At 65.7% G+C, this 23,837-nt stretch carries 24 protein-coding genes; 14 read left to right on the top strand and 10 right to left on the bottom strand.

Translation table 11 applies throughout. The features are described 5' to 3' along the window. The coding region (locus tag V0R59_RS21725) for a hypothetical protein (protein WP_330076594.1) at positions 1 to 239 on the bottom strand (239 nt) is incomplete at its 3' end. A gap of 54 nt (positions 240 to 293) precedes the next feature. Here V0R59_RS21725 and dkgB point away from each other — a divergent pair. Then, positions 294 to 1,097 (top strand): 2,5-didehydrogluconate reductase DkgB, encoded by an 804-nt coding sequence (gene dkgB / locus V0R59_RS21730; RefSeq protein WP_330076593.1) that lies wholly within the window; start codon positions 294 to 296, stop codon positions 1,095 to 1,097. A gap of 1 nt (position 1,098) precedes the next feature. Here the strand turns inward: dkgB and V0R59_RS21735 are convergent, their stop codons facing one another. Continuing rightward, a complete protein-coding gene (locus tag V0R59_RS21735) occupies positions 1,099 to 1,350 on the bottom strand; it encodes a DUF2790 domain-containing protein (RefSeq protein WP_330076592.1) in 252 nt (83 codons plus the stop codon). A 153-nt stretch (positions 1,351 to 1,503) separates the two neighbouring features. On the opposite strand from V0R59_RS21735, the gene pdxR reads away from it, so the two are divergent. Continuing rightward, positions 1,504 to 2,937, top strand: coding sequence for a MocR-like pyridoxine biosynthesis transcription factor PdxR (pdxR, locus tag V0R59_RS21740; protein ID WP_330076591.1), 1,434 nt, complete (start codon positions 1,504 to 1,506; stop codon positions 2,935 to 2,937). Here the strand turns inward: pdxR and V0R59_RS21745 are convergent. Both V0R59_RS21745 and V0R59_RS21750 read right to left on the bottom strand, forming a co-directional pair. Continuing rightward, a complete protein-coding gene (locus tag V0R59_RS21745) occupies positions 2,930 to 4,144 on the bottom strand; it encodes a CynX/NimT family MFS transporter (RefSeq protein WP_330076590.1) in 1,215 nt (404 codons plus the stop codon). The two genes, pdxR and V0R59_RS21745, sit on opposite strands and share 8 nt — an antisense overlap. Further along, a complete protein-coding gene (locus V0R59_RS21750) occupies positions 4,141 to 4,599 on the bottom strand; it encodes a nucleoside deaminase (RefSeq protein WP_330076589.1) in 459 nt (152 codons plus the stop codon). The genes V0R59_RS21745 and V0R59_RS21750 overlap by 4 nt, the downstream gene beginning before the upstream one ends. A gap of 91 nt (positions 4,600 to 4,690) precedes the next feature. Here V0R59_RS21750 and V0R59_RS21755 point away from each other — a divergent pair, with 91 nt between their 5' ends. Both V0R59_RS21755 and V0R59_RS21760 read left to right on the top strand, forming a co-directional pair. Then, on the top strand, positions 4,691 to 5,542 hold the full coding sequence (locus V0R59_RS21755; protein ID WP_330076588.1) for a LysR substrate-binding domain-containing protein: 852 nt from the start codon (positions 4,691 to 4,693) through the stop codon (positions 5,540 to 5,542). 99 nt (positions 5,543 to 5,641) lie between these two features. Further along, positions 5,642 to 6,082, top strand: a complete 441-nt coding sequence (locus tag V0R59_RS21760; RefSeq protein WP_330076587.1) for a carboxymuconolactone decarboxylase family protein — start codon at positions 5,642 to 5,644, stop codon at positions 6,080 to 6,082. On the opposite strand, the gene V0R59_RS21765 is transcribed toward V0R59_RS21760, so the two are convergent. Further along, complete coding sequence (locus tag V0R59_RS21765; protein WP_330076586.1) at positions 6,079 to 7,089, bottom strand: AraC family transcriptional regulator; 1,011 nt, start codon at positions 7,087 to 7,089, stop codon at positions 6,079 to 6,081. The genes V0R59_RS21760 and V0R59_RS21765 overlap by 4 nt on opposite strands. Before the next feature lie 175 nt (positions 7,090 to 7,264). Between V0R59_RS21765 and V0R59_RS21770 the strand changes: the two genes are divergently transcribed. The 8 genes from V0R59_RS21770 (at position 7,265) to makE (ending at position 14,435) form a co-directional block, all read left to right on the top strand. Next, a complete protein-coding gene (locus V0R59_RS21770; RefSeq protein WP_330076585.1) occupies positions 7,265 to 8,449 on the top strand; it encodes an acetyl-CoA C-acyltransferase family protein in 1,185 nt (394 codons plus the stop codon). 11 nt (positions 8,450 to 8,460) lie between these two features. Continuing rightward, positions 8,461 to 9,312 carry a 3-hydroxybutyryl-CoA dehydrogenase gene (locus V0R59_RS21775; protein ID WP_330076584.1) on the top strand — a complete coding sequence of 284 codons (852 nt, stop codon included), beginning with the start codon at positions 8,461 to 8,463 and terminating at the stop codon, positions 9,310 to 9,312. A 6-nt stretch (positions 9,313 to 9,318) separates the two neighbouring features. After that, positions 9,319 to 9,921 carry a TetR/AcrR family transcriptional regulator gene (locus tag V0R59_RS21780; RefSeq protein ID WP_330076583.1) on the top strand — a complete coding sequence of 201 codons (603 nt, stop codon included), beginning with the start codon at positions 9,319 to 9,321 and terminating at the stop codon, positions 9,919 to 9,921. 321 nt (positions 9,922 to 10,242) lie between these two features. Then, the gene (gene makC / locus V0R59_RS21785) at positions 10,243 to 10,635 is read left to right on the top strand and encodes an alpha-pore-forming tripartite toxin MakABE regulator (protein WP_330076582.1); all 393 of its coding nucleotides are present in this window, start codon (positions 10,243 to 10,245) and stop codon (positions 10,633 to 10,635) included. A 36-nt stretch (positions 10,636 to 10,671) separates the two neighbouring features. Continuing rightward, positions 10,672 to 11,073 (top strand): alpha-pore-forming tripartite toxin MakABE regulator, encoded by a 402-nt coding sequence (gene makC / locus V0R59_RS21790; protein ID WP_330076581.1) that lies wholly within the window; start codon positions 10,672 to 10,674, stop codon positions 11,071 to 11,073. 19 nt (positions 11,074 to 11,092) lie between these two features. Further along, a complete protein-coding gene (gene makB, locus V0R59_RS21795; RefSeq protein WP_330076580.1) occupies positions 11,093 to 12,190 on the top strand; it encodes an alpha-pore-forming cytotoxin subunit MakB in 1,098 nt (365 codons plus the stop codon). Between the two features lie 38 nt (positions 12,191 to 12,228). After that, positions 12,229 to 13,335, top strand: a complete 1,107-nt coding sequence (makA, locus tag V0R59_RS21800; protein ID WP_330076579.1) for an alpha-pore-forming cytotoxin MakA — start codon at positions 12,229 to 12,231, stop codon at positions 13,333 to 13,335. 38 nt (positions 13,336 to 13,373) lie between these two features. Further along, complete coding sequence (gene makE, locus V0R59_RS21805; RefSeq protein WP_330076578.1) at positions 13,374 to 14,435, top strand: alpha-pore-forming cytotoxin subunit MakE; 1,062 nt, start codon at positions 13,374 to 13,376, stop codon at positions 14,433 to 14,435. Between the two features lie 18 nt (positions 14,436 to 14,453). On the opposite strand, the gene V0R59_RS21810 is transcribed toward makE, so the two are convergent. From V0R59_RS21810 to V0R59_RS21830, 5 genes are read right to left on the bottom strand one after another with little or no spacing between them, the layout of a single operon-like run. Continuing rightward, positions 14,454 to 14,831 carry a response regulator gene (locus V0R59_RS21810; RefSeq protein ID WP_330076577.1) on the bottom strand — a complete coding sequence of 126 codons (378 nt, stop codon included), beginning with the start codon at positions 14,829 to 14,831 and terminating at the stop codon, positions 14,454 to 14,456. Between the two features lie 53 nt (positions 14,832 to 14,884). Beyond that, complete coding sequence (locus V0R59_RS21815; RefSeq protein WP_330076576.1) at positions 14,885 to 16,120, bottom strand: hybrid sensor histidine kinase/response regulator; 1,236 nt, start codon at positions 16,118 to 16,120, stop codon at positions 14,885 to 14,887. Then, positions 16,114 to 16,689 carry a chemotaxis protein CheB gene (locus tag V0R59_RS21820; RefSeq protein ID WP_330076575.1) on the bottom strand — a complete coding sequence of 192 codons (576 nt, stop codon included), beginning with the start codon at positions 16,687 to 16,689 and terminating at the stop codon, positions 16,114 to 16,116. The genes V0R59_RS21815 and V0R59_RS21820 overlap by 7 nt, the downstream gene beginning before the upstream one ends. Then, positions 16,686 to 17,507 carry a CheR family methyltransferase gene (locus tag V0R59_RS21825; RefSeq protein WP_330076574.1) on the bottom strand — a complete coding sequence of 274 codons (822 nt, stop codon included), beginning with the start codon at positions 17,505 to 17,507 and terminating at the stop codon, positions 16,686 to 16,688. The genes V0R59_RS21820 and V0R59_RS21825 overlap by 4 nt, the downstream gene beginning before the upstream one ends. Beyond that, positions 17,504 to 21,013, bottom strand: a complete 3,510-nt coding sequence (locus V0R59_RS21830) for a response regulator (protein WP_330076573.1) — start codon at positions 21,011 to 21,013, stop codon at positions 17,504 to 17,506. The genes V0R59_RS21825 and V0R59_RS21830 overlap by 4 nt, the downstream gene beginning before the upstream one ends. A 270-nt stretch (positions 21,014 to 21,283) precedes the next feature. On the opposite strand from V0R59_RS21830, the gene V0R59_RS21835 reads away from it, so the two are divergent. Both V0R59_RS21835 and glgA read left to right on the top strand, forming a co-directional pair. Beyond that, complete coding sequence (locus tag V0R59_RS21835; RefSeq protein WP_330076572.1) at positions 21,284 to 21,640, top strand: response regulator; 357 nt, start codon at positions 21,284 to 21,286, stop codon at positions 21,638 to 21,640. Between the two features lie 636 nt (positions 21,641 to 22,276). Next, the gene (glgA, locus tag V0R59_RS21840) at positions 22,277 to 23,836 is read left to right on the top strand and encodes a glycogen synthase GlgA (RefSeq protein ID WP_330076571.1); all 1,560 of its coding nucleotides are present in this window, start codon (positions 22,277 to 22,279) and stop codon (positions 23,834 to 23,836) included. The last annotated feature ends 1 nt before the right edge of the window (position 23,837 follow it).

Here is a 23,837-nt window from a genome sequence, read left to right on the forward strand (position 1 = left end):
CGGAGCGCAGCGTAGGGCCGGATGCAGGAGCAGGCGTTTTTGGTTACTTTTGCCGCCCAGCAAAAGTGACCCGCCGTGAAGGCGGAAGGGGCCGGCAGAGCCGCCGCAGGTAATGGATAAGCTCGCAGCACCAGCACCAGCACCTCAAAGCGAAAAAGAAGTGTAGATACCATGCCGGGCCCGCCGACGATTCGTGATCCACACGCAAGAATCTTGTTCCCCACCAGCGGTTTTTCCACCTCGTCGGCCCCGGGATACTACCCTCATTCCCACCCCACCGATGAGGACCTCCCATGACCCTTCCCCTGTTCGGCCTCGGCACCTTCCGCCTCAAGGACCAGGTGGTCATCGACTCCTTGTCGATGGCCCTTGAGCTGGGCTACCGGGCCATCGACACGGCGCAGATCTATGGCAACGAGGCCGAGGTCGGCCAGGCCATCGCCGCCAGCGGCGTGGCCCGCGACCAGTTGTACCTGACCAGCAAGATCTGGACCGACAACCTCGGCGCCGACCGCCTGATCCCCAGCCTCAAGGAAAGCCTGCACAAGCTGCGCACCGACCACCTCGACCTGACCCTGATCCACTGGCCGTCGCCCAAGGGCGCGGTACCGGTCGCCGAATTCATGGGCGCCCTGCTGGAAGCCAGGGCCCAGGGCCTGACCCGCGAGATCGGCGTATCCAACTTCACCATCGACCTGCTGCGCCAGGCCATCGCCGTCACCGGCCCGGGCCAGATCGCCACCAACCAGGTCGAGCTGCACCCGTACCTGCAGAACCGCCGCCTGGTGGAGTTCATGCAAACCCAACAAGTCGCCGTGACCTCCTACATGACCCTCGGCTACGGCAAGGTTCTGCAGGATCCGCTGATCCAGGAAATCGCCACGCAGCACAACGCCACCCCGGCACAGGTAACCCTGGCCTGGGCCATGCAACTCGGCTACGCGGTGATCCCCTCCTCGACCCGCCGGGACAACCTGGCCGGCAACCTCAAGGCCGTCGGCCTGCGCCTCGATGATGCCGACATGGCGCGCATCGCCACGCTGGACAGCGGCCTGCGCCTGACCGATCCGGCCGGCCTGGCACCGCAGTGGGACTGAGTCAGCCCTGGTCGGTGCACCCCGAGGACAGCTTGCGGTAGTTCAACGCACGCTCCTGGCCCTTGGAGTCCAGGTAGGTCATGGTCGCCACCACCACCTTGCACTGGTAGTCGGTGGCGGGCTCACGCAGGTCCAGCACCTTGGCCACATCCAGGTGCATGCCGTACCGGTAGTCCATCGGGACCGGCGCCTGGGTGGCCTGGGCGGCAGCGGACAGGAGCAGCAGGGGCAGCAACATCACACGCAATTTCATGGCGAATCTCCTCGTTTCAAGGTCATGCACCGAGTTGCGGTCACATCACCTTTGAGTGTGGATTCGCTTTGTTTGCTCCGTGCTCCGAGGGGATCAACGGCAGGCAAATCGGGTAACCTGACGAACTGCCTGCCCGCCCGGAAACCCACCTCCATGGAACTGCACATCACCCTGCACGGCCGCAAGGACCTTGCCGACCAGCTGTACCGGCAATTGCGCGACGGCATCGACAGCGGTCGCCTCGCTGCGGGCACGCAACTGCCGCCGACGCGGCTGCTGGCCGAGCAACTGGGGGTGTCGCGCAAGACCGTGGCCGAGGCCTATTCGCGCCTGACCTACGACAACCTGCTCAGTGGCCAGGTCGGCCGCGGCACATTCATCACCCCTCAGCCTCTGGCCGGCGCACCGCAGCGCCACGACACGCCCCTGGCCAGCGCCGCCAGCCTCGAACGCTGGCGCGCCCGCGGCCTGCCCATGGGCCGCCCGGCGCTGGAGCAGCCGTCGCGCTACGACTTTGCCGGTGGCGTGTCGAGCAAGGCCCACTTCCCCTTCGATAGCTGGCGCCAGTGCAGCCAGCACGCCCTGCGCCAATGCCAGCGCAGCACCACACGCTACGGCGATGCCCGCGGCCTGGCGGAACTGCGCGAAGCCATCGCCCGGCATATCGCCTTCGCCCGTGGCGTGCACTGCGACGCCGACAATGTGCAGGTGTGCAGCGGTGCACAGCAGGCCCTGGACCTGATCGCCCGGGTGCTGATCGAGCCGGGGTGCACGGTGGCCATGGAGGATCCCGGCTATCCGCCGGCCAGGCATCTGTTCGAAGCCCTGGGTGCGCGCATCCAGCATGTGCCGGTGGAGGCCGAGGGCATTCGCGTCGAGTTGATCGAAGCGGGCGTGCGGCTCATCTACGTGACGCCGTCGCATCAGTTCCCGCTGGGCATGCCCATGGCCCTGGCCCGCCGCCACGCCCTGCTGGCCCGCGCCGCCGAGCTGGGCGCGGTGATCGTCGAGGACGACTACGACAGCGAGTTCCGCTACGAAGGCCGCCCCACCGACGCCCTGCAGAGCCTCGACCAGCACGGCCTGGTGGCCTATGTCGGGACCTTCTCCAAGACCGTGCTGCCGGAGCTGCGCCTGGGCTACGCGATCCTGCCGCCGGCCTTGCTGGAGCCGGTGCGGATCGCCAAGCAACTGAGCGACTGGCACACCTCGACCCTGAGCCAGTGGACCCTGGCGCGCTTTATCGGCGAGGGACATCTGCAACGGCATATCCGCCGCTGCCACGGGCTCTATGCGGCGCGGCGCGAACGTATCCTGCAGCGCCTGGACGCGGACCTGAGCCCCTGGTTCGAGGCGGTGCCGAGCACTGCCGGCTATCACCTCAGCGCCCTGGCCAAGGACGCGCTGGACGTGGAGTTCGTCATCGCCCTGGCGCGCAAGGTGGAAGTCGGCCTGTACTCGCTGCGGCCGTTCTACAGCGAGGCGCCGCCGCAGCCCGGCCTGCTGCTGGGCTTCGGCGCCATCGAGTTGCTGGATATCGACCCGGCGCTGGACCGCCTGCGCGATACCTTGCAGTCCCTCAGTTGAGCACGCTGGCCGTGGCACCGCGCGCGGCCATGGCGCTGGCATAGCCGCGCGGGGCGAAGCGGCCGGTGACCAGCAGCATCAGCACCACGGTGACCGTCAGCAGGGTCCAGGAGGCCTGGAAATCGCCGCTGATATCCCGCAGCCAGCCGGTCAGGTACGGCACCAGGCCGGTGATGATGAAGCCGATGCCCTGGACGAAGGCCGCCAGGCCACCGGCCTGGCGCGGGTCCCGGAGGTGTTCCAGGGTGAGGGTCAGGCTCAGGCTGAAACAGGCGCCGAGGCCGAAGCCGATCAGCCCGACCCACAGTCCCGGCGACAGCGCCGGGTCCAGCAGCAGGCCGGAGAAGCCCAGCAGTTGTGCAGTCAATGCCACCCACAATCCCGGGCGGCGATCCGCAATGCGCCGCAGCAACAGCGGCAGGCCGAGGGCGCCCAGCACCTGGAAGATGGTCATCAGGCCCACCAGCTCTCCGCCACCACGGGCACTGCCGCCAACCTGCTGATAGTAGGCCGGCAGCCAGGCCACCATGCTGGTGTAGCCGCCATTGATCAGACCGAAATACACCGCCAGCAGCCAGGCCCGGCGATTGCCGAAGAAATGTCCGCCGCCGCTGCCACTGCGGCCGACGGCGCCTTCCAGGGTGGGACCGACCAGCCCCAGCAGCAGAAACGCCAGCAGCACCGGCAGCAGCCACACGCCAAGCCCGGCCTGCCAGTGGCCGAATGCCTCGGCGACCCGCGGCCCCAATACCGCCGCCAGGCCGCCACCACTCATCAGCGCCGCCGAATACACGCCCATGGCCAAGGCCAGGCGCCGCGAGAACCAGCGGTTGACCAGCCCCGGCATCAGCGCCTGGACGAAGGCCACGCCCACCCCGGCCAGCACCGCACTGGCAATCAGCGCGGTACCGCTGCCCAGCAACAGGCGCCACAGGCAGGCCAGGCCAATGGCCGCAAGGCCGAGCAGCAAGCCGCCCTGCTCGCTCAGCCAGCGCCGCAGCCAGGGTTGCAACAGCGGCACCAGGCCCATGCACAGCACCGGCAGCGCGGTCAGCAATGCCGCCTGCTGGTAGCCGATGCCGGTGCCGGCGCGGATGTCTTCCAGCAACGGGCCGATGCTGGTGAGGATCGGTCGCAGGTTCAGGGTGACCGCGATCACCAGGGCCATCAGCGCGGCGCCGCGCCAGCGGGAAGTCGCCGGGATCATGCCGGGCGTACCTGCTGCCACAGGGCGTAGAGCCCTTCCTCGCCCGCCGGCTTCAGCGGGCGCAGCGCCACCGACTGCTGCTGCGGCGGCCGGGCCATCTGCGCGTAGACGGCTGCGGTGGAAAGGCCAAAGGGCGCGCCCTCGTCGTTGTCGTAGGCGAACCAGGCACGCTCGATGCCGCACAGGTGCATGGCGGCCAGGCACATCGGGCAGGGATGGCCGCTGGCGTAGATCTCGCAGCCGTCCAGGCGCGACCGGCCCAGGACCTGGCTGGCCTGACGGATCGCCTGCAATTCGGCGTGGGCGGTAGGGTCGTTGCTGGCATGGATCTCGTTGACCGCTCGGGCGATCACCTGGCCGTCGCGCACCAGCACCGCACCGAAGGGCCGGCCACCGGCGTGGACGTTGTCCCGGGCCAGGGCCAGGGCTTCGCGCATGAAGGCTTCGTTGGGCATGTTCGGACTCCTGACGAATGAGGCGCGATTATCCCGGGCGGCAGGTGTAGCATGAAATTAATTGATTTCATGCATACCAGTGGATTTACGCATGCTTGACCCGCTTCTGCTTCGCGCCTTCGTCACCGTGTTGGAAACCGGCAACTTCACCCGCGCCGCTGAGCGCCTGCACCTGACCCAGTCCACCGTCAGCCAGCAGATCATCCGCCTGGAACAGAGCCTTGGCGCCCGCCTGCTGGACCGCAGCCAGCGCCAGGTGTGGCCGACCGAGGCCGGCGAGCGGCTGCTGGGCTATGCCCGGCGGATCCTGCGCCTGGAGGAAGAAGCACGCCAGGCCATGCTGCCGGCCCAGGCGCAGACCGCCCTGCGCCTGGGTGCGCCGGAGGACCTGGCAGGCGAGCTGCTGACCGAAGCCCTGCGCGGCTTTATCGGCGAGCGCCCGCATCTGCGCCTGGAGGTGGAAAGCGGCTTGAGCAATCCGCTGCTGCACCTGTACCGCAATGGCGAGCTGGACATCCTCCTGGTCAAGCAATGGGGTGCCGACCGCGATGCCCATGCGCGCTGGCCGGAGCCGCTGTCCTGGGTGTGCAGCGCCCGCGGCATGGTGGCGGACGAGCCGTTGCCGCTGGTGGTGTTCCCGGTGGGGGCGTTGTATCGGCAGGAGATGATCCATGCCCTGGAAAGCAGCGGGCGGGCGTGGCGGATCAGCTATTCCAGTACCAGCCTGGCGGGGTTGGGGGCGGCGGTGAGTGCCGGGCTCGGCGTGAGCCTGATTCCCGCGCGCTGCGTGCTGCCGGGGCATCGGGTGCTGGGACGGGAAGAAGGCTTCCCGCCGGTGGAGGGGCTGGAGCTGGCGCTCTATGCGCGAACCGGGCTGGATGAGGACGGTGTGGCGTTGCGCGACCTGCTGGCGGGGTTGTGTGAGGTGCGGTCACAGGCCTGACGATTGGCCTCCCGAAATCTTCCGGAATTGGCTATTCGGTCCGCAGCCCACGCCGCTTAAGGTGTTCTCCATTCCCTCATCACCTACGGAGCACCTGCAATGACCACCACCCGAATCGAATGGGCCAAGCACGCACCCGAAGCCTACAAGGCCATGATCGGCCTGGAGCAGGCCATGGTGAAATCCGGCCTGGAACACTCGCTGCTGGAGCTGATCCGCCTGCGCGCCTCGCAGATCAACGGCTGCGCCTACTGCGTGAACATGCATGCCAACGACGCGCGCAAGGCCGGCGAGACCGAGGCACGCCTGCAGACCCTCAGCGTCTGGGCCGACACCACCTACTTCACCCCACGGGAACAAGCCGCCCTCGCCTGGGTCGAGAGCCTCACCCGCCTGCCGGAAAAGCACGCGCCGCAGCATCAGTACGACGCGCTGCTGGAGCATTTCTCGGAAAGCGAAGTGGTGAACCTGACCCTGGCCATCGCCACCATCAACGCCTGGAACCGCTTCGGCGTCGGCTTCGCCATGGTTCCGGCCTAAACGGCAGCCAGCCTCTGGCGATAACTGCCGGGACTCTCACCGGTCCACTTCTTGAACGCCCGGTGAAACGCACTGGGCTCCTGGAAGCCGGTCTGCGCGGCGATCTCGGCGACACTGAGGTCGCTGTCGCGCAGGCATTCGAAAGCCATGGCCCGGCGCACCTCATCCTTGATCTGCTGGAACGAGCAGCCCTCGCGCTCCAGTTGCCGGCGGAAACTGCTCGGGCTGAGTCCCATCTCCCCCGCCAGCCCCAGCAAGGTCGGCCACTGGTCGTACTCACGCTGGCGCAGGTGCCGGTAAACCCGAGCCGCCAGGCCGTTCTGGTTGCGCCAGCGCACCACCAGCCCTTGCGGCGCGCTGCGCAGGAAGGTCTTCAACGCCCCCAGGTCCTGTATCACCGGCAACTTCAGGTAGTCGGCGGAAAACTCAAGCTCCGTTCGCCCGCTGCCCAGTTGCAGGTTCGGCCCCCATAGCAGGGCATCGTCCTCCAGCCGCACCCGCGCATCGGTCAACTCGGTACGGTCGATGGCGATGCGTCGCCCGCCCAGCCAGCACAGCAGGCTGATCACCAGCACCAGCAGGGTTTCCTCGGCATAGACACGGCGCTGCGGGTCGGCGATATCCGACTCCAGGCTGATCACCGCCCGCTGGCCACGCAGGCTGAGGCTGCCGCGCAGGTCGCGCAGGAACAGGCCGAAATAGTTCAGGCACTGGCGCAGGGCCTTTTCCAGGGTCGGCTCCTGGATCAATCCGCGACAGATCAGGGCGAAGCTGCCCAGGGGCATGCCGTGGCTGTCGAGGTGGAAGAATTCGTCGTCGAGGGCTTCGATCAGCAGCAGCCACAAGCGCGCGAAGGCCGTCGCCGGCACCCGCGCACTGCTATCGTCAAGCACCGCGGGATCGATGCCGGCCTGGCGCAACAGCACCGCGGCCCGCGCGGGCTGGTCGCGCAGGGCATAGAGCATGATGTGGACGAAATACACCGCGACCGAATCGTTTTCCCGCATGGCAGTTCCGCAAGCGCCGGCCCTTCATTGCAAAAAATGACAGGCAGGCTGGACAGTTAAGGCATAGGCCGGCAAACCCGCGTTGCCTAGACTCGCAGACAACCCGGGCGTGACCGGGCGCCATTCTCGCAGAGCGGGAGGTGCCCCGCCACGCCTTCGCCCATTGGAGTGGATCATGAATAGCAACGATATCTACGTAGTCAGCGCCGTGCGCTCGCCCATCGGCACCTTCGGCGGTTCGCTCAAGGACCTGCCGCTGGCCGACCTGGCCACCCAGGTCACCCGCGCCGCCATCGAACGCTCCGGCGTCGCCGCCGAGCAGATCGGCCATGTGGTGATGGGCAACGTGATCCCCACCGAAGCCCGCGATGCCTACCTCGGCCGTGTCGCCGCGATGAACGCCGGCATTCCCAAGGAAACCCCCGCTTTCAACGTCAACCGCCTGTGCGGTTCGGGCCTGCAGGCCATCGTCTCGGCCGCGCAGACCCTGCAACTGGGCGAAGCCGAAGCCGTGCTGGCGGCCGGCGCCGAAGCCATGAGCCGCGGCCCCTACCTGCTGACCCAGGCCCGCTGGGGCGCACGCATGGGCGACATGAAGAGCATCGACTACATGCTCGGCATCCTGCACGACCCGTTCGAAGGCTTCCACATGGGCATCACCGCGGAAAACGTCGCGGCCAGGCACGGCATCAGCCGCGAGATGCAGGACGAAGTGGCGATCACCAGCCAGCAACGTGCCGCCCGCGCCATCGCCGAAGGCCGCTTCGACAGCCAGATCGTCGCCATCGAAGTGCCCGGCCGCAAGGGCCCGGTGCAGTTCAAGGTGGACGAGCATGTGCGCGGTGAAGTCAGCAGCGAACAGCTGGCCGGCATGAAGACCGCGTTCAAGAAGGACGGCAGCGTCACCGCCGGCAACGCCAGCGGCCTGAACGACGGCGCGGCGGCGCTGGTCCTGGCCACAGGCGCGATGGTCGAGCGCGAAGGCCTGAAACCGCTGGCCCGCCTGGTGGCCTACGCCCATGCCGGCGTCGAGCCGGAACTGATGGGCCTGGGCCCGGTCCCGGCGACCCAGAAAGTGCTGGCCAAGGCCGGCATCAGCGTCGCCGACCTCGATGTCATCGAATCCAACGAAGCCTTCGCCGCCCAGGCCTGCGCCGTGTCCAAGCTGCTCGGCTTCGACCCGGAGAAGGTCAACCCCAACGGCTCCGGCATTTCCCTCGGTCACCCGGTGGGCGCCACCGGCGCGATCATCGCCACCAAGGCCATCCATGAATTGCAGCGCATCCAGGGCCGCTACGCCCTGGCGACCATGTGCATCGGTGGCGGCCAGGGTATCGCCGTCCTGTTCGAACGCGTTTGAAGGATAACCAAATGAGCATTGCCAATATCGCCGTGATCGGCGCCGGGACCATGGGCAACGGGATCGCCCAGGTGTGCGCGGTCGCCGGCTACCAGGTAACCCTGATCGACGTGTCCGACGCCGCGCTGGAGCGTGGCGTGGCCACCCTGCGCAAGAACCTCGATCGCCAGGTCAGCAAGCAGACCCTGGAGGCCGCCCAGGCCGAAGCCGCCGTCGGACGCATCCGCACCAGTACCGACTACGCGCAGCTCAAGGACGCCGAGCTGGTGATCGAGGCGGCCACCGAGAACCTGGAGCTGAAGAAGCGCATCCTCCAGCAGGTGGCGGCCAACGTCAGTGAAACCTGCGTGATCGCCACCAACACCTCGTCGCTGTCGGTGACCCAGCTGGGCGCGGCCATCAGCCAGCCCGAGCGCTTCATCGGCGTGCACTTCTTCAACCCGGTGCCGATGATGGCCCTGGTCGAGGTGATCCGCGGCCTGCAGACCAGCGACGCGACCTACGCCGCGGCCATGGCCCTGACCGGCCAGGTCGGCAAGACCGCGATCACCGCCGGCAACCGTCCGGGCTTCGTGGTCAACCGCATCCTGGTGCCGATGATCAACGAAGCGATCTTCGTGCTCCAGGAAGGCCTGGCCAGCGCCGAGGACATCGACACCGGCATGCGCCTGGGCTGCAACCAGCCGATCGGCCCGCTGGCGCTGGCCGACCTTATCGGCCTGGACACCCTGCTGGCGATCATCGAGGCCTTCCACGAGGGCTTCAACGACAGCAAGTACCGCCCTGCTCCGCTGCTCAAGGAGATGGTCGCGGCCGGCTACCTGGGCCGCAAGAGCGGCCGCGGTTTCCACGTCTACGGGTAAGCCGCCATGCCAAAGACCTGTGCCGAACGCTGCGCCGACTACGAAGACCGTCGCGACAAGGCCCTCGAACTCTTCGCGCTCAAGGGCTTCGGCCAGGTCAGCATGCGCGAGCTGGCGGCCCACGTGGGGCTGACTGCCGGTTCGCTGTACCACCATTTCCCGAGCAAGCAGCACCTGTTGTTCGACCTGATCGAAGAACTCTATGAGGAACTGCTGGCGACCGTGCAACCGGTCGCGCGCGGCAAGCCGGGGGCGATGCGCCTGGCGGCGGTGATCCGTGCCCACTGGGAGCTGCATGCCGAACGGCCGTTGCAGTTCCGCCTCGCCGAGCGCGACCTGTGCTGCCTGAGCGAGGAACAACAGGCGCAGATCGCCGCGATGCGTCGTGAATACGAGGGGCGCCTGCTGGACCTGATCGCCCCCCTCACCCGCCTGGGTGGCGACACCCTCGAAGCTGCCGCGCAGGTGGTGGCGAGCCTGCTCAACAGCCTGCCGGGCTGGCTGCAGAACACCACGGTGCCCGAGGCTCAGCGGCTGGCGCTGATGGAAAGCATGCTGCTGGGTGCCATCGAGGGCAGCTTGCCGGCAAAGATCAGTTCTGCTGCGTAAAAGAACACAAGTAGAGAGCTCGACGCAGACCCTGTGGGAGCGGGTTTACCCGCGATTACGGAGGTGAGTCCACCATCGCAATCGCGGGTAAACCCGCTCCCACAAGGTCCCTGCTAAATACTTAAGGATATTGGCAAGCCAGGAACCACCCCATCCACTCCCGTCCATTCAGCCCCTTTTTTCTACCGTTCGTAGGAAACCCTCTCCGCTTCATTGCCCCTCCCCAAGTCCTCGTCTAGACCTTGAAAACCCTTGTTGCCAATGATGGCTAACTGACGTTTCACCGCTGTCGCCGGTGGCTCTTCAGTTCGGAGAACGGACTTGAACCGCATCGATATCCTGATCGTCGTGGACGTGGAAGGCGCGCTCGCCGCCGGCACGCTCCAGGGCAGCGTCTATCTGGTCGACACCAACAAATACCTGGGTTCCTGGCAGGAAGGCCAGAGCACACTCAATACCGTGTGCCAGGACGGCCAGGCCCTGACCTGGTCGGTGACCCCCGTGGACCCGGCAGACGCCGTGGCCATCGCCGGCTTCTCCGGAAACATGCTCGACAACCACATCTGCACCCCCACCCAGGACCCCTTTCTCGGCAATACCGTGTGGAACGGACTGGTCGAGACCCAAGGCGCCTACGCCAGCTATCCCTACACCGTCAGCCTCGTCCTGAGCGGCACCACGCTCAGCTTTCCCAGCACGCTCAAGGTGGTCTGACGGCCCTCTCGCGGCACTCACGCAGGAAGCATCGCAATGGCAAACGAGATCTACGTACTGGTGGTAGTGGACGTCGAGGGCGCGCTCGCCAGCGGCAACCTCGGCACGAATGTCTACCTGGTAGACACCAACAAGTACTTCGGCTCCTCCGGCGAGGGTCAGGAAGAGCTGGTCACCAGTTGCACCGACGGGCAGATCGTGATCTGGTCGGTGAGCCCGATCAATCCCGGTGACAACGTGGTGATCAGCGGTTTCACCGGGCAAATGATCAACGACAAGGTCTGCCTGCCGCAGCAATCGACCCTGGTCAGCGGAGAGACCGTCTGGTCGGCCCGGGTCGAGTCCCAGGGTTCCACCGGTCAGTACCAGTACAGCTGCACCCTGTCGTTCGATGGCGACGCCATGACCTTCGACCCCTACCTCAACGTCACCGGCTGATCCGCACGGAGGCATCATCATGCTCGCTCCCGATGTCAACGATACCCAGGACAAACTCACCGACGCCTACTCGAACATCGTCGGCATGGATGGCTTCGCCCTGAGCTGCGACAGCATCAGCATCGCCACCCTCCCCGACGAGCCGAGCTGGCTGCCGGCGGTGGCCGTCGAGGTGCAGCAACTGGACGCCGCTGCGGACACCTGGCAACTGCAGCGGGCGTCGGTCTGGGCCCCGGTGATCCTCGCCTTCGAGAATTACTACGCGATGTTCAGCGGGGTGGCCGGGCTCTCGCCCACCACCAACAACGACGCCGGGTTCTGGATCAAGCTGTTGAGTGAAACCCTGCTGCCCCAGGTGAACCAGAGCCTGGCCGCCACCCAGGCCTCCGACCAGTTGCTCAAGCAATGCATGAACGCCTTCAGCGTGGTCCTGCCGGCGATGAACGCGTCCATCGCCCAGGGCTGGGATGCCCTGGCGGACGAAGAACAGCAGATGCTGCAACTGACCGAGCAACTGGGCGAACTGGTGGAGTCGGTGCAGGCCCTGGGCGCGACCTTGACCAGCGATGGCATCGCCTCCGACAAGGCCATCGCCCAGTCCGCCGTGTCGTTGCTCTACGAAGTCGGCTCGGCGGGCCTGGAAGCCACCCTGCCGGTCGCCGGCGTGGCCATGGCGGTGATCAGCATCGGCCAGAGCTTCTACAGCCTGATCGCCGACGACAACCAGTTGATCACCGACATGAACCAGATCAACGCGACCAAGGAGCAGCTCTCCGAAGATGCCCTGGGCGTAGCCCTGACCAAGTCGACCCTGCAGACCCTGTATCGCCTCGAAGGACAGTTCCTCGTGCTGCGCGATGCCCTGCCGGCACTGGTGGACCTGTGGGTCACCCAGCAGGCGAAGACCCAGGACGCCATCGATGCCCTGCAGGCCGGCGCCCAGCCCGACCAGTACCTGGACCTCCTGACCCTGCCCCAGGCCCTGGCGGCCTGGACCTCGATCAACACCTTCGTCACGCAGTTAGCGAAGACCGACATCGGCGTCGGCGAACCTGTGACGATCGACATTGCCGCGGCCACCGTTCGGCCGACCTTTCCGGACTTTCTGCGGAACTGAAGGAACTCCCTCCCGCCCTCAACCCGAGGATATTCATGATGAATGTCGCCCTGAGCAACCCGAACGACCTGACCCAGGCCCCGGACACCCTGATCGGCAATACCGGTGTCTCCTACAACGCCGCGCAACTGATCACCTTCGCCTGCCATGCCGTGGTCAACACCGTATTCACCCCTCCCAGCCCGCAGCCGAGCTGGTTCGACCAGCTCAACCAGGAACTGCAGGCCGCGCAGACCCTCTCCCAGCAGTGGATCGACACCCTGGGCCCGGACGTCACCAAGACCATCCCGCTGCAGGTGATCAACTTCGGTTCCGACTTCACCGCGGCAACCAACGCCATCCTCCAGATCGTCCAGCAGAACCCCACCGCCTCGGGTGCCGACAACCCCTATGTGATCGAGGTACAGACCATCATCGAGCAGACCCTGCTGCCACCGATCCAGCAGGTCATCGATGAGATGACCCAGACCACCACTGCGCTGACCACCTGGGGCGACCAGATGCAGACCGCGTACAACAATCTGGTCAGCGGCGCCACCAATATCCAGACCGCGGAAAACCAGCTGAACAACGACATCAACCAGATGAACGAAGCCATCACCGCGCTGAACGCGGAAATCCAGCAGGAAAACCAGGCCATCGCCTACTCGGCGGCCGGCATCGGCGTCGGTATCTTCGCCCTGGTGGTCGGTATCGCCCTGGCGCCGGAAACCGGGGGCGCGAGCCTGCTGGTCGGCGGGGCCGTCGGTGCGGCAGGGATCGTCGGCGGCAGCGTCACCTGGGGTGTGATGCAAAGCAAGATCAACGACCAGTTCAACCAGATCGCCGCCGATACCCAGGAACTGGACGACGACGAACGCCAACTGGTCGCCCTGCAGGGGCTGCAGATGGCCTCCGATGGCGCCGTGGCCAGCCTCGCCCTGGCCACCGAGTCGCTGTCCAAGCTGATGACCCAGTGGGGAACCTTCCAGGGTGAACTGCAAGGCGTGGTCAGCCAGTTGCAGCAGGCCGACCAGCAACTGTCGACCATCACCGAAGGCGTCTTCACCCAGGCCGCGGTCACCGAATGGCAGCAAGCCATCGTCACCGCGAACAACCTGGTCAACGCCCAGGTGCCGATCGAAGCGCAGACCCTGCCGATGTAACCCGGCCCTTCGCCTCCACCCACGACAGGAGTCCCGCCATGAGTTTCAGTGCCCAGCAGACCACCCAGCAACTCAGCGATTCGATCGGCACCATGTTGCTGCTCGACTCGTCGTGCCAGGCGCTGATCGAGGCGTCGATCGCACCCTCGGACTCGCCCTGGTACCCGGTGCTCGATCAGGAACTGGGCCAGGCGGAAAACCTTGTCGTGGGCTGGAGGCAAAATGGCTATCTGTACTTCCAGACACAGATCCTGGCCCGGACTGCCGCTTGCGCCCAGGCGTTCCTCAACGCGCAACCGGGACTGGACCAGGCCTTCGCCCAGCTCCAGATGCAATTCGACAGCAGCCTCCAGGCCAGCATCGTGGCGCAACTGAACGCCCTGGAAGCACCCGTGCAGGGCATGATCGATGCCATCGACGCCTACACCGACAAGCTCGGTACGTTCAACAGCCAGCTGGCCGTGCCCTACGCGGCGATGAACACCAGCGTGGCGCAGATCCAGGCCCAGGAAGCCGATATCCAGGCGCAGATCAACAGCATCAACGTGCAGATCGCCGCCTTGCAGCAGCAGGTACAAACCGACCGCCAGGCCATCGCCCAGGCCCAGGCGCAAAAGACCAGCGGATTGGTGGAAACCATCTTCGGCGTGCTGTTGACCCCCTTGACCGGCGGCCTGTCCCTGGTCCTGGCCGGCATCGGCGTTGCCAGCATCGCCGAGGCACAGGCGCAGATTTCCTCTTTGCAGAACACCATCAGCCAGTACCAGGGCACCATTGCCAGCGACCAGCAGGACCTCGACAGCGACCAGCAACAAGTGGCCACTCTCGGAGGGCTGAGCATGAGCCTGTCGCTGGTGATGGGCGATATCGCCGACATGACCACCGCCCTCACGGCGCTCAACACCAGTTGGGGCGTGCTGGGCGGCGAACTGGACAATGCCGCCGCCGACGTCGCCCAGGCCGGGAATGCCCAGCAGGCAATCGTCGCCCAGGTCTGGTTCGATGCCGCCTGCAACACCTGGCAGGCGATTCTGGAGTTCGTCCAGACCATGCAGGCCAACAATGCGCCGCAGCCGGTGATCGTCACTATCGGCCAGTGACGACCAATGCAGGAAATATCAGCGCAGCAGTGCCTGGATCTGCTCGCGCAGGCTGTCGAGGTCGAACGGCTTGGCCAGGATCGGCGCGCGGAAGGCGATGGGGCTGCCGGACTCGCGGATCTCCGCCGGGTAGCCACTGATGAAGATCACCTTAAGGTCCGGTCGCAGCTTCACCGCCGGCTCGGCGATATCGACCCCGGAAATGCCTCCGGGCAGGCGGAAGTCGGTGACCATCAGGTCCAGGTGCGGCTTGCTGGCGAGGATCTCGAAGGCTTGCGCGCCGTCTTCGGCGAGCAGCACGCGATAGCCCTCGCCCGCCAGGTAGTCATTCAGGACCATACGGATCACCGGCTCGTCTTCGACGACCAGTACCACATCTTGTGCATCTACGCTCATGCCAACGCCTTGATTCGATATCGTTCGGGGGTGATGACCATACGACCCCGGGGTTACACAGAGGTTGCCTGCGGGCGACCACTTTCATTGCTTTCATGCATATCGCATACCAGCGGCAGGTGCACGCGGAAGGTGGCGCCCTCGCCTTCGGCGCTGGCCACGCTGATGCGCCCGCCGTGGGCCAGGGCGATCTGCTCGGAGATGTACAGGCCCAGGCCGAGGCCGGCGACGCTATGGTTCGACGCCACCCGCTCGAACTGCTGGAAGATGCGCTGCTGGTTTTCCGGGCTGATGCCAATGCCCTGGTCGCGCACTTCGACGCAGGCCATGCCGTCCTGCTCCAGCACCCGCACCTGCACCGGCTGCTTGCGCCCGTAGCGCAGGGCGTTGCTCAGCAGGTTGGCGATCACCTGCTCGATGCGGAACTCGTCCCAGAAACCTTCCACCTCGGCGCTGCACTCCAGCTCGATGCGCGAACCGGCCGCCGCGGCCTGGGCGGCAAAGTTCTCCACCAGGCGGCCGACCAGCTGCGACAGGTCGAAGCGCGACGGGCTGATGGACAGCTTGCCGGTGCGGATCCGCGAGACGTCGAGCATGTCTTCGATCAGGCGGATGAGGCTGTTGATCTGGCGCTCGTCGCGCTCGACCATCGCGCGCATCTTGTCCAGGGTGAAGGCATCGGCGTTGTCCTTGGCCAGGTGCAGCTTGCGCAGCTGGGTTTCCAGGATCAGGCCGTTGAGCGGCGTGCGCACCTCATGGGAGACGATGGACATGAAGTCATCGCGCATGCGTACCGCGCGCTCCAGGTCGGCGCGGGCCACCTGCAACTGTTCCAGCAATTGCTGCTGCTCGCGCTGGCTGCGCTCCAGTTCCTGCAGCTGGCGGTCGAGGGCCTTGCGCTGGCGGTACAGCTCGACGAACACCGTGACCTTGCTCTTCACCGCATGGGTGTCGAGCGGCTTGTGCAGGAAGTCCACCGCGCCGCTTTCGTAGCCCTTGAAGGCATAGTTCATCTCCCGCGCCGCGGCACTGACGAAGACGATGGGGATGTGCTTGGTCTTCTCCGTGCCGCGCATCAGCTCGGCCAGTTCGAAACCGTTCATGCCGGGCATCTGCACGTCGAGGATGGCCAGGGCGAATTCGTGCTCCAACAGCAGCGACAGGGCCTGGTCGGCGGAGCCCGCCTGGTACACCGCGCGGTCGTCACCCTTGATCAGCGCTTCGAGCGCCAGCAGGTTCTCCGGGAGATCGTCGACGATCAGCAGCTTGGCTTGGATGTGGCTCAACATTCGTGTGATTCCAGCTTGGCGAGCAAATGCCCGATGCCATTCAAAGGGAGTACATGGTCGGGACGGTGCAGGGCCAGCGCGGCGGCCGGCATGGCCGAGACCTGGGCCTGGGCCGGGTCCTGGACGATGCTCAGACCACCCAGCTGGCTGATTCGTGCCAGGCCGGCGGCACCATCTTCGTTGGCCCCGGTCAGCAGCACCCCGGCCAGGGCCGGGCCGTAGGCGTCGGCGGCGGACTCGAAGAGGATGTCGATCGAAGGCCGGGAGAAGTGCACCCGCTCCTCCTGGCTCAGGGACAGGCTGCGATCGCGCTCCACCGACAGGTGATAACCGGGCCCGGCCACGTAGATCATCCCCGGCTCGATGCTTTCCTTGTCCCGCGCCTCGCGCACCGGGCGCCGCAGGCGGCGGGCGAAAACCTCGGCCAGCTGGCTGTCGTGGTTGTCCGGCAGGTGCAGCACGCTGATCAACGGGATGGCGAACGTTCTGGGCAGGCAGCCCATCACCGAGAGCAGCGCGCTGACGCCGCCGGCCGAGGCGCCCATGACGATCGCTTCGATGCGCTTCATAGCTTGCGGTAGATCCGTTCAGACTTGACCAGCGCCTCGAAGCGGTTGGCGTAGGCGGAGAAATCCAGGGTTTCCTTGCTGCCCAGCACGAGGAAGCCGCGATGGCACAGCGACTCGTGGAACAGCCCGAAGGAGCGGTCCTGCAGGTCCTTGTTGAAGTAGATCAGCACGTTGCGGCACGACACCAGTTGCACCTCGGAGAACACGCTGTCGGTGGCCAGGCTGTGGTCGGCGAAGGTCACGTTGTCGCGCAGGCTGCCGTCGAGGATGGCGTTGCCATAGGCGCAGGTGTAGTAGTCGCTGAAGTCCCGGGTGCCGCCGGCGGCGGTGTAGTTGCGCTCGTACTCGCGCATCGCCTGCATCGAGTAGATGCCCTGCTTGGCCTTTTCCAGCGAGTTGGGGTTGATGTCAGTGGCGTAGATGATGGTGCGCTCCAGCAGGCCTTCCTCGCGCAGCAGGATGGCCATGGAATACACCTCTTCACCAGTGCTGCAGCCGGCGATCCAGATCTTGATCGACGGCCAGGTCTTCAGGTGCGGCACCACCTCGCGACGCAGCGCGAGGAAGTGGCTGGGGTCGCGAAACATCTCGCTGACCGGGATGGTCAGGTACTGCAGCAACTGGCTGAACATGCCCGGGTCGTGCAGCACCCGCTCCTGCAGCGCAGTGATGGTCGCGCACTCGAACTGGCGCACGGCATGCAGGATCCGGCGCTTGATGGAAGCGCCGGAGTAGTCGCGGAAATCGTAGCTGTACTTGAGGTAGATGGCCTCGATCAGCAATCGGATCTCGATGTCGGTATTACGCTCGCTAGTCAAATTCGCTCCAGTTGTGGCAGCCATACGCGGATCAGGGAGAACAGCCGGTCGAGATCGATCGGCTTGGCCAGGTAGTCATTGGCCCCGGCCTGCAGGCAGCGCTCCTGATCGTCCTTCATCGCCTTGGCGGTGACGGCGATGATCGGCAGCTTGCGCCAGCGCGGATCCTTGCGGATCAGGCGGGTCGCCTCGAAGCCATCCATCTCCGGCATCATCACGTCCATCAGCACCAGGTCGATATCGCCCCCCTCCTCCAGGCGCTCGATGGATTCACGGCCATTGCGCGCGATTTCCACCAGGGCGCCCTTGTGCTCCAGGGCACTGGTCAGGGCGAAGATGTTGCGCACATCGTCGTCCACCAGGAGGATCTTGCGCCCCTCGAAGACCTTGTCGCGGCTGCGCGCGGTCCTGAGCATGCGCTGCCTTTCATGGGACAGCGTCGATTCGACTTTGTGCAGGAACAGTGTCACTTCGTCCAGCAGGCGCTCGGGCGAGCGTGCGCCCTTGATGATGATCGAGCGGGAATACTTGAGCAGCTCGGCCTCTTCGTCGCGGCTCAGGTTGCGCCCGGTGTAGACGATCACCGGCGGGAAGGACTGGATCTCGTCGACGGTCATGCGCTTGAGCAGCTCGTTGCCGGGCATGTCCGGCAGCTTGAAGTCGATCACCATGCAGTCGTAGACATGCGCCTTGAGCAGTTCCAGGGCCTGCTGCGCCGTACCCACCGCGGTGATCTGCACGTCGTCGTCGCCGATCAGGCGGGCGATGCTCTCGCGCTGCAGGTCGTCGTCCTCCACCAGCAGGATGTGCTTGAGCTTCTGCGTCAGCTTCTCTTCGAGACGGGCGAACACCGACTTCAGCTCGTCGCGGCTGGTGGGCTTGACCACGTAGCCCACCGCGCCCATGTGCAGGGCGGTCTCGATGCGGTCCTCGACCGAGATCACGTGCACCGGGATATGCCGGGTGGTGGTCTGCTCCTTGAGGCGTTGCAGCACGGTCAGGCCGGAGTGGTCGGGCAGGCGCATGTCCAGCAGGATGGCGTCGGGCACGAAGCGCTCGGCCAGCTCGAAACCGTCGTCGGCGGCGTGGGCCACCAGGCAGTTGTAGCCCAGCTCGTGGGCCAGGTCGAAGAGGATGCGGGCGAAGTTCGGTTCGTCCTCGATCACCAGGATGCAGCGGTTGCTGAAGGGTGCTTTCTGGCGGTCGTCCTCGAAGGCCGGACGCCGGGCAGGCAGGGGCACCGGCGCGTCCTCGACCGCTTGCGGTTGCACCCGCGGGGCGATGCGCGGCAGCGGCAATGGTTGCGGCCGGTTGAGCGGCGCCTGCGGCGGCTGGTCGACGATAGGCTCGTAGGCCTCCGGCAGGGTCAGGCTGAACACGCTGCCCTGGCCTGGCGTGCTCTGCACCTGGATCTGCCCGCCGAGCAGGCGCGCCAGGTCGCGGGAGATCGACAGGCCCAGGCCGGTGCCGCCGTAGCGGCGGTTGGTGGTGCCGTCGGCCTGGTGGAAGGCCTCGAAGATGGTCTGCTGCTGGTCGGCGGCGATGCCGATGCCGCTGTCCTGCACATGGAACAGCATGCCGACGCCGGGCTGATGGTCCACGGTCAGGCGGACCTGGCCGTGCTCGGTGAACTTCACCGCGTTGGACAGCAGGTTCTTGAGGATCTGCTCCAGGCGCTGGCGGTCGGTGTACAGGGTCGCCGGCGCATGGGGCTCGACGATGACCTCGAAGTCCAGGCCCTTGTGCGCCGCCAGCGGCTCGAACATCGCCCGCAGGCCATCGGCCAGACGCGAGACGTGGGTGGTTTCGGCACGCACGTCGAGCTTGCCGGCCTCGACCTTGGCAATGTCGAGGATGTCGTTGATCAGGTTGAGCAGGTCGTTGCCGGCGGAATAGATCGACTCGGCGAACTTCACCTGCTCGTCGCTGAGGTTTTCCTGCGGGTTTTCCGCCAGCAGCTTGGCCAGGATCAGCGAACTGTTCAGCGGCGTGCGCAGCTCATGGGACATGTTGGCGAGGAATTCCGACTTGTATTTGCTGGAGCGTTGCAGTTCCTCGGCGCGCTCCTGCAACTGCACCTGGGCGTCGTTCAGTTCGGTGTTCTTCACATCCAGGGCATCGCGCTGCGAAGCCAGGGCCTCGGTGCGCTCGGCCAGTTGCTCGTTGGTCTGTTCCAGCTCCGCGCGCTGGGTTTCCAGGTGTGCCTGGGACTCCTTGAGCACCCGCGACTGCTCTTCCAGTTCCTCGTTGGCGGTCTTCAGCTCTTCCTGCTGGACCTGCAGTTCTTCGTTGAGCTGCTGGGTCTGCGCCAGCACTTCCTGCAGGCGCTGGCGGTAGCGTGCGCTCTCGATGGAGGTGCCGAGGTTGCCCGCAACCCGCTCCAGCAGCTCGCTGTCACGCGGGCTCAACGGCCGCAGGAAGCCCAGTTCGAGAACCCCGTTGATCTGCCCGTCGTTGGTCGCCGGCATCAGCATCACGCTGCGCGGCAGGCCCTCGCCGAGGCCGGAACTGACCTTGAAGTAATCCTCAGGCACCTCCTCCAGCGCCAGCAGGCGGTTCTGCACCAGGACCTGGCCCACCAGGCCCTCGTTCGGCCCGACCACCTGGTCGCGGGCTTCCTGCTCGCGGGAGAAGCCATAGCTGGCGACCCGGTGCAGGTTGTCCTGTTCGTCGCGCACGTAGAGCGCCGCCACCACGCTGCCGAGGTAATTGGAGAAGAACTGCAGGATGTTGTGGCCCAGGGTCGGCAGGGTCTGCTGGCCCAGCACCCGCTCGGCCAGCTGGCTCTGCCCGGTGCGGATCCAGGCTTGCTGCTGCAGGCCCTCGCTGGCGCGCTGCTGCGCGTCGATATTGGCCTGGTAGCTGCGCGACAGGTTGAGCAGGTCGCGCCGGCCGATCCAGGCGAGCAGGCCGCTGACGACGATGACGAACAACAGGTACAGGGAGATCGACACCCAGGTGGTGGTGCTCACCTGCTCGTTGCGTCTCTCCCGCAGTTGCTGCTCCAGGGTAATGAATTCCTCGTACTCCTTGCGGATCTGGTCGGTAACACGCTTGCCGCGGCCAGCCTGGATGTCCGAGCTGTAGTTGCCGCCGTTGCGGCGCAGCTCGATCATGTCCCCGGCGAAGTCGTTCCACTCGGCCTGCAAGGCGTCCAGGCGTTTCAGCCGGTCGATCTGTACCGGGTTGTCGGCCACCAGCTCGCGCAGGGTCTGCATCTGCGCCTGGATTCGCGGTCGGGCCAGCTCGTAGGGGTCGAGGAAATGCTCTTCGCCGGTGAGCAGGTAGCCGCGCATGCCGGTTTCCTTGTCGATGGAAAGCTTGAGCGACTCATTGGCGTTGTTGATCACCCGGTCGGTATGCCCGACCCACTGGATCACCGAAAGCAGGTACGCAATCACCGCGATGAATACCACGGCGCTCAGCAGCCCCACTCCCAGGGGCAGGCTGACGTTGCGTACCAGCAGCTTCTGGAAGCGCTGCTGATCGATAGTTGACTGATTCATCTGTTGGTCCGTGCGGCAGAGTGGCAGTTGTTTTTCTGGGTTCGTGGTTCCGCCCGGGTTCTCTGGAAGCCCGGCGGAACGGCGCTGTGCTCACAGTCTATCCGTCTTCGCGGCTTCCGACAGGGCACAAAGCCAGTATTTGAGGCATGACGTGCGCATTCGTTCCGTGCATTATCGCGGCCCGCTATGCTGCACGCATGCTCGCCGGGGGAACTTCCGCCGGCACGCTGCTTACAGAGCTAGTACATATCATTGCCGCAGGAGTCACCCATGCCCGCCACCTCCCCGCTTCTGGTCGTCGAAGACGACAACATCGTGCGCATGCTCATGGTCGACGTCCTTGAAGAACTGGGATACGAGGTCAAGGAAGCCGAGGACGCCGAACAGGCCCTGCAACTGCTGGGCGACCCCGAGGAGCATTTCGCCCTGATGCTGACCGACGTCGGCCTGCCGGGGATGGACGGCAAGGAGCTGGCCCGGCAGACCCGCGAGTTGCGTCCGCTGCTGCCGATCCTGTTCGCCAGCGGCTACGGGCAGACCCTCGACGTGCCCGAGGGCATGCACATGATCAGCAAGCCGTTCAGCATCGACCAACTGCGGGAAAAGATGCACACGATCCTCGGCTGACCCTCCTCCTTCGCCGGCCGATGGCTTGCCGCGCGCCGGCATGGGTATCTACACATCTTTTTCGCTTTGAGGTGCTGGTGCTGGTGCTGCGAGCTTATCCATTGCCTGCGGCGACTCTGCCGGCCCCTTCCGCCTTTACGGCGGCTTACTTTTTTCTTGGAAAAAGTAAGCCGCCGTAAAGGCGGAAGGCGTCGGTGGTGTCACCACCGCGACCGGATATGCTCGCAACACCAGCACCACAGAGCAAAAGATGTGTAGATACCCATGCCCCCGCCGACACGCCATCGCGGCACCGTGATTGTCTTCAGACTGAAATGTGACCAACGGGTCACCCTTTTATTCCTTCCTCTCCTACACTCCAGAATCCTGCCTGGTTCCGCCCGGAAGCACTCGGCGAAAAACTTTGAACCTTCCGCGAACCCGGCCAGTCAGGAATTCAAGTAGGTCATCGTTTCCGGCATTCCCGGGCGCGGCCCGCCCATCCCTACACTTCGTCACCTCGTCAGCGGCAGGAGCGCCGGCTGGCGCAGCGCTTGCACGAGTGACCGGGACGCAACACCGAACAGAAGAGAGAACAACGAACAGGCATCGCAATTCGGGCGCATCGCCCAAAGAACAAGGGACGGAGAGAAGTAAATGATCAGTGCCGCTGTCGAACCGCATTTCGAGCATTTCAATCCAGACAACAGCGCCCCCGTGGGCAGCGATATCGTCAGTACCGGCCGCGGCTTCGTCGGCGATAACAGGCAGAACCGGCACAAACGCAAAGTCTTGTTCGTCACTTCGGAAATCGCCGACCTGGTCAAGACCGGCGGCCTTGGCGACGTTTCCGCCGCCCTGCCGCGGGCCCTGCGCCACCTGCACGACGTGCGCGTGCTGATTCCCGGCTACCCGCAGGTGATGGACAGCGACAACCCCATCCACGTGGTCGGCGAACTCGGCGGCCATGCCGCCCTGCCGCCCTGCCAGATCGGGCGCATGGACCTCCCCGACGGCCTGGTCATCTATGTGCTGATCTGCCCCGAGCTGTACCAGCGCGAAGGCACGCCCTACGGCGCCAACAATGGCCGCGACTGGCCCGACAACCATATCCGCTTCGCCCGCCTGGGCCTGGCCGCCGCGGAGATCGCCGCCGGCGAAGGCATGGTGCACTGGACCCCGGACCTGATCCACGCCCACGACTGGCCCGCCGGCCTGGCCCCGGCCTACATGCACTGGCGCGGCCTGAGTACGCCGACCCTGTTCACCATCCACAACCTCGCCTACCAGGGCGTGGTCAGCCGCGCCTGCTGCCCGGAACTGGCGATCCCCGACCACGCCCAGCAACAGGAAGGCATGGAGTTCTACGGCAAGCTGTCGTTCCTCAAGGCCGGCCTTGCCTACTCCAGCCACATCACCACGGTCAGCGCCACCTACGCCCGCGAGATCACCACCCCGGCGTTCGGCTGCGGCCTCGATGGCTTCCTCGACAGCAAGGCCCAGCAGGGCCTGTTGAGCGGCATCCCGAACGGCATCGACGAGAGCTGGAACTCGGCCACCGACAGCCACCTGCAACACCGTTTCGGCCTCAACGACTGGGACGGCAAGGCCGCCAACGCCGCCGAGGTACGCGCCCTGTTCGGCCTGGAAGCGTCCAGCGGACCGCTGTTCGCCGTGGTGTCGCGGCTGGTCTACCAGAAAGGCCTGGACCTGACCCTGGGGGTGGCCGACTACATCGTCGAGCAAGGCGGGCAGATCTGCGTGATCGGACGCGGCGAGCCGGAGGAAGAACAGGCCATGCGCGACCTCGCCCTGCGCCATCCGGGCAGGATCGGCGTGCGCATCGGCTTCAACGAAACCGACGCCCGGCGCATGTTCGCCGGCAGCGACTTCCTGCTCATGCCGTCGCGCTACGAGCCCTGCGGGCTCAGCCAGATGTACGCGCAGCGCTTCGGCTCGCTGCCGGTGGCGCGCAACACCGGCGGCCTGGCCGACACCATCGAGAACGGTGTCACCGGCTTCCTCTTCGACGAATCCACCGTCGACAGCTACCGCGAAGCGCTGCACCGGGCCTTCTATGTCTACGGCAAGAAGGACCTGCTCAACGCCATGCGCTGCCTGGCCATGACCCAACCCTTCAACTGGTGCCAGGCGGTGGAACCCTACGCCCGGCTGTACGAGGAATTGGTCGAACGCGCCACGTGCCAGCGGGGGTGAG

It is taken from the genome of Pseudomonas ulcerans, assembly GCF_036324125.1.
Classification (GTDB): domain Bacteria; phylum Pseudomonadota; class Gammaproteobacteria; order Pseudomonadales; family Pseudomonadaceae; genus Aquipseudomonas; species Aquipseudomonas ulcerans.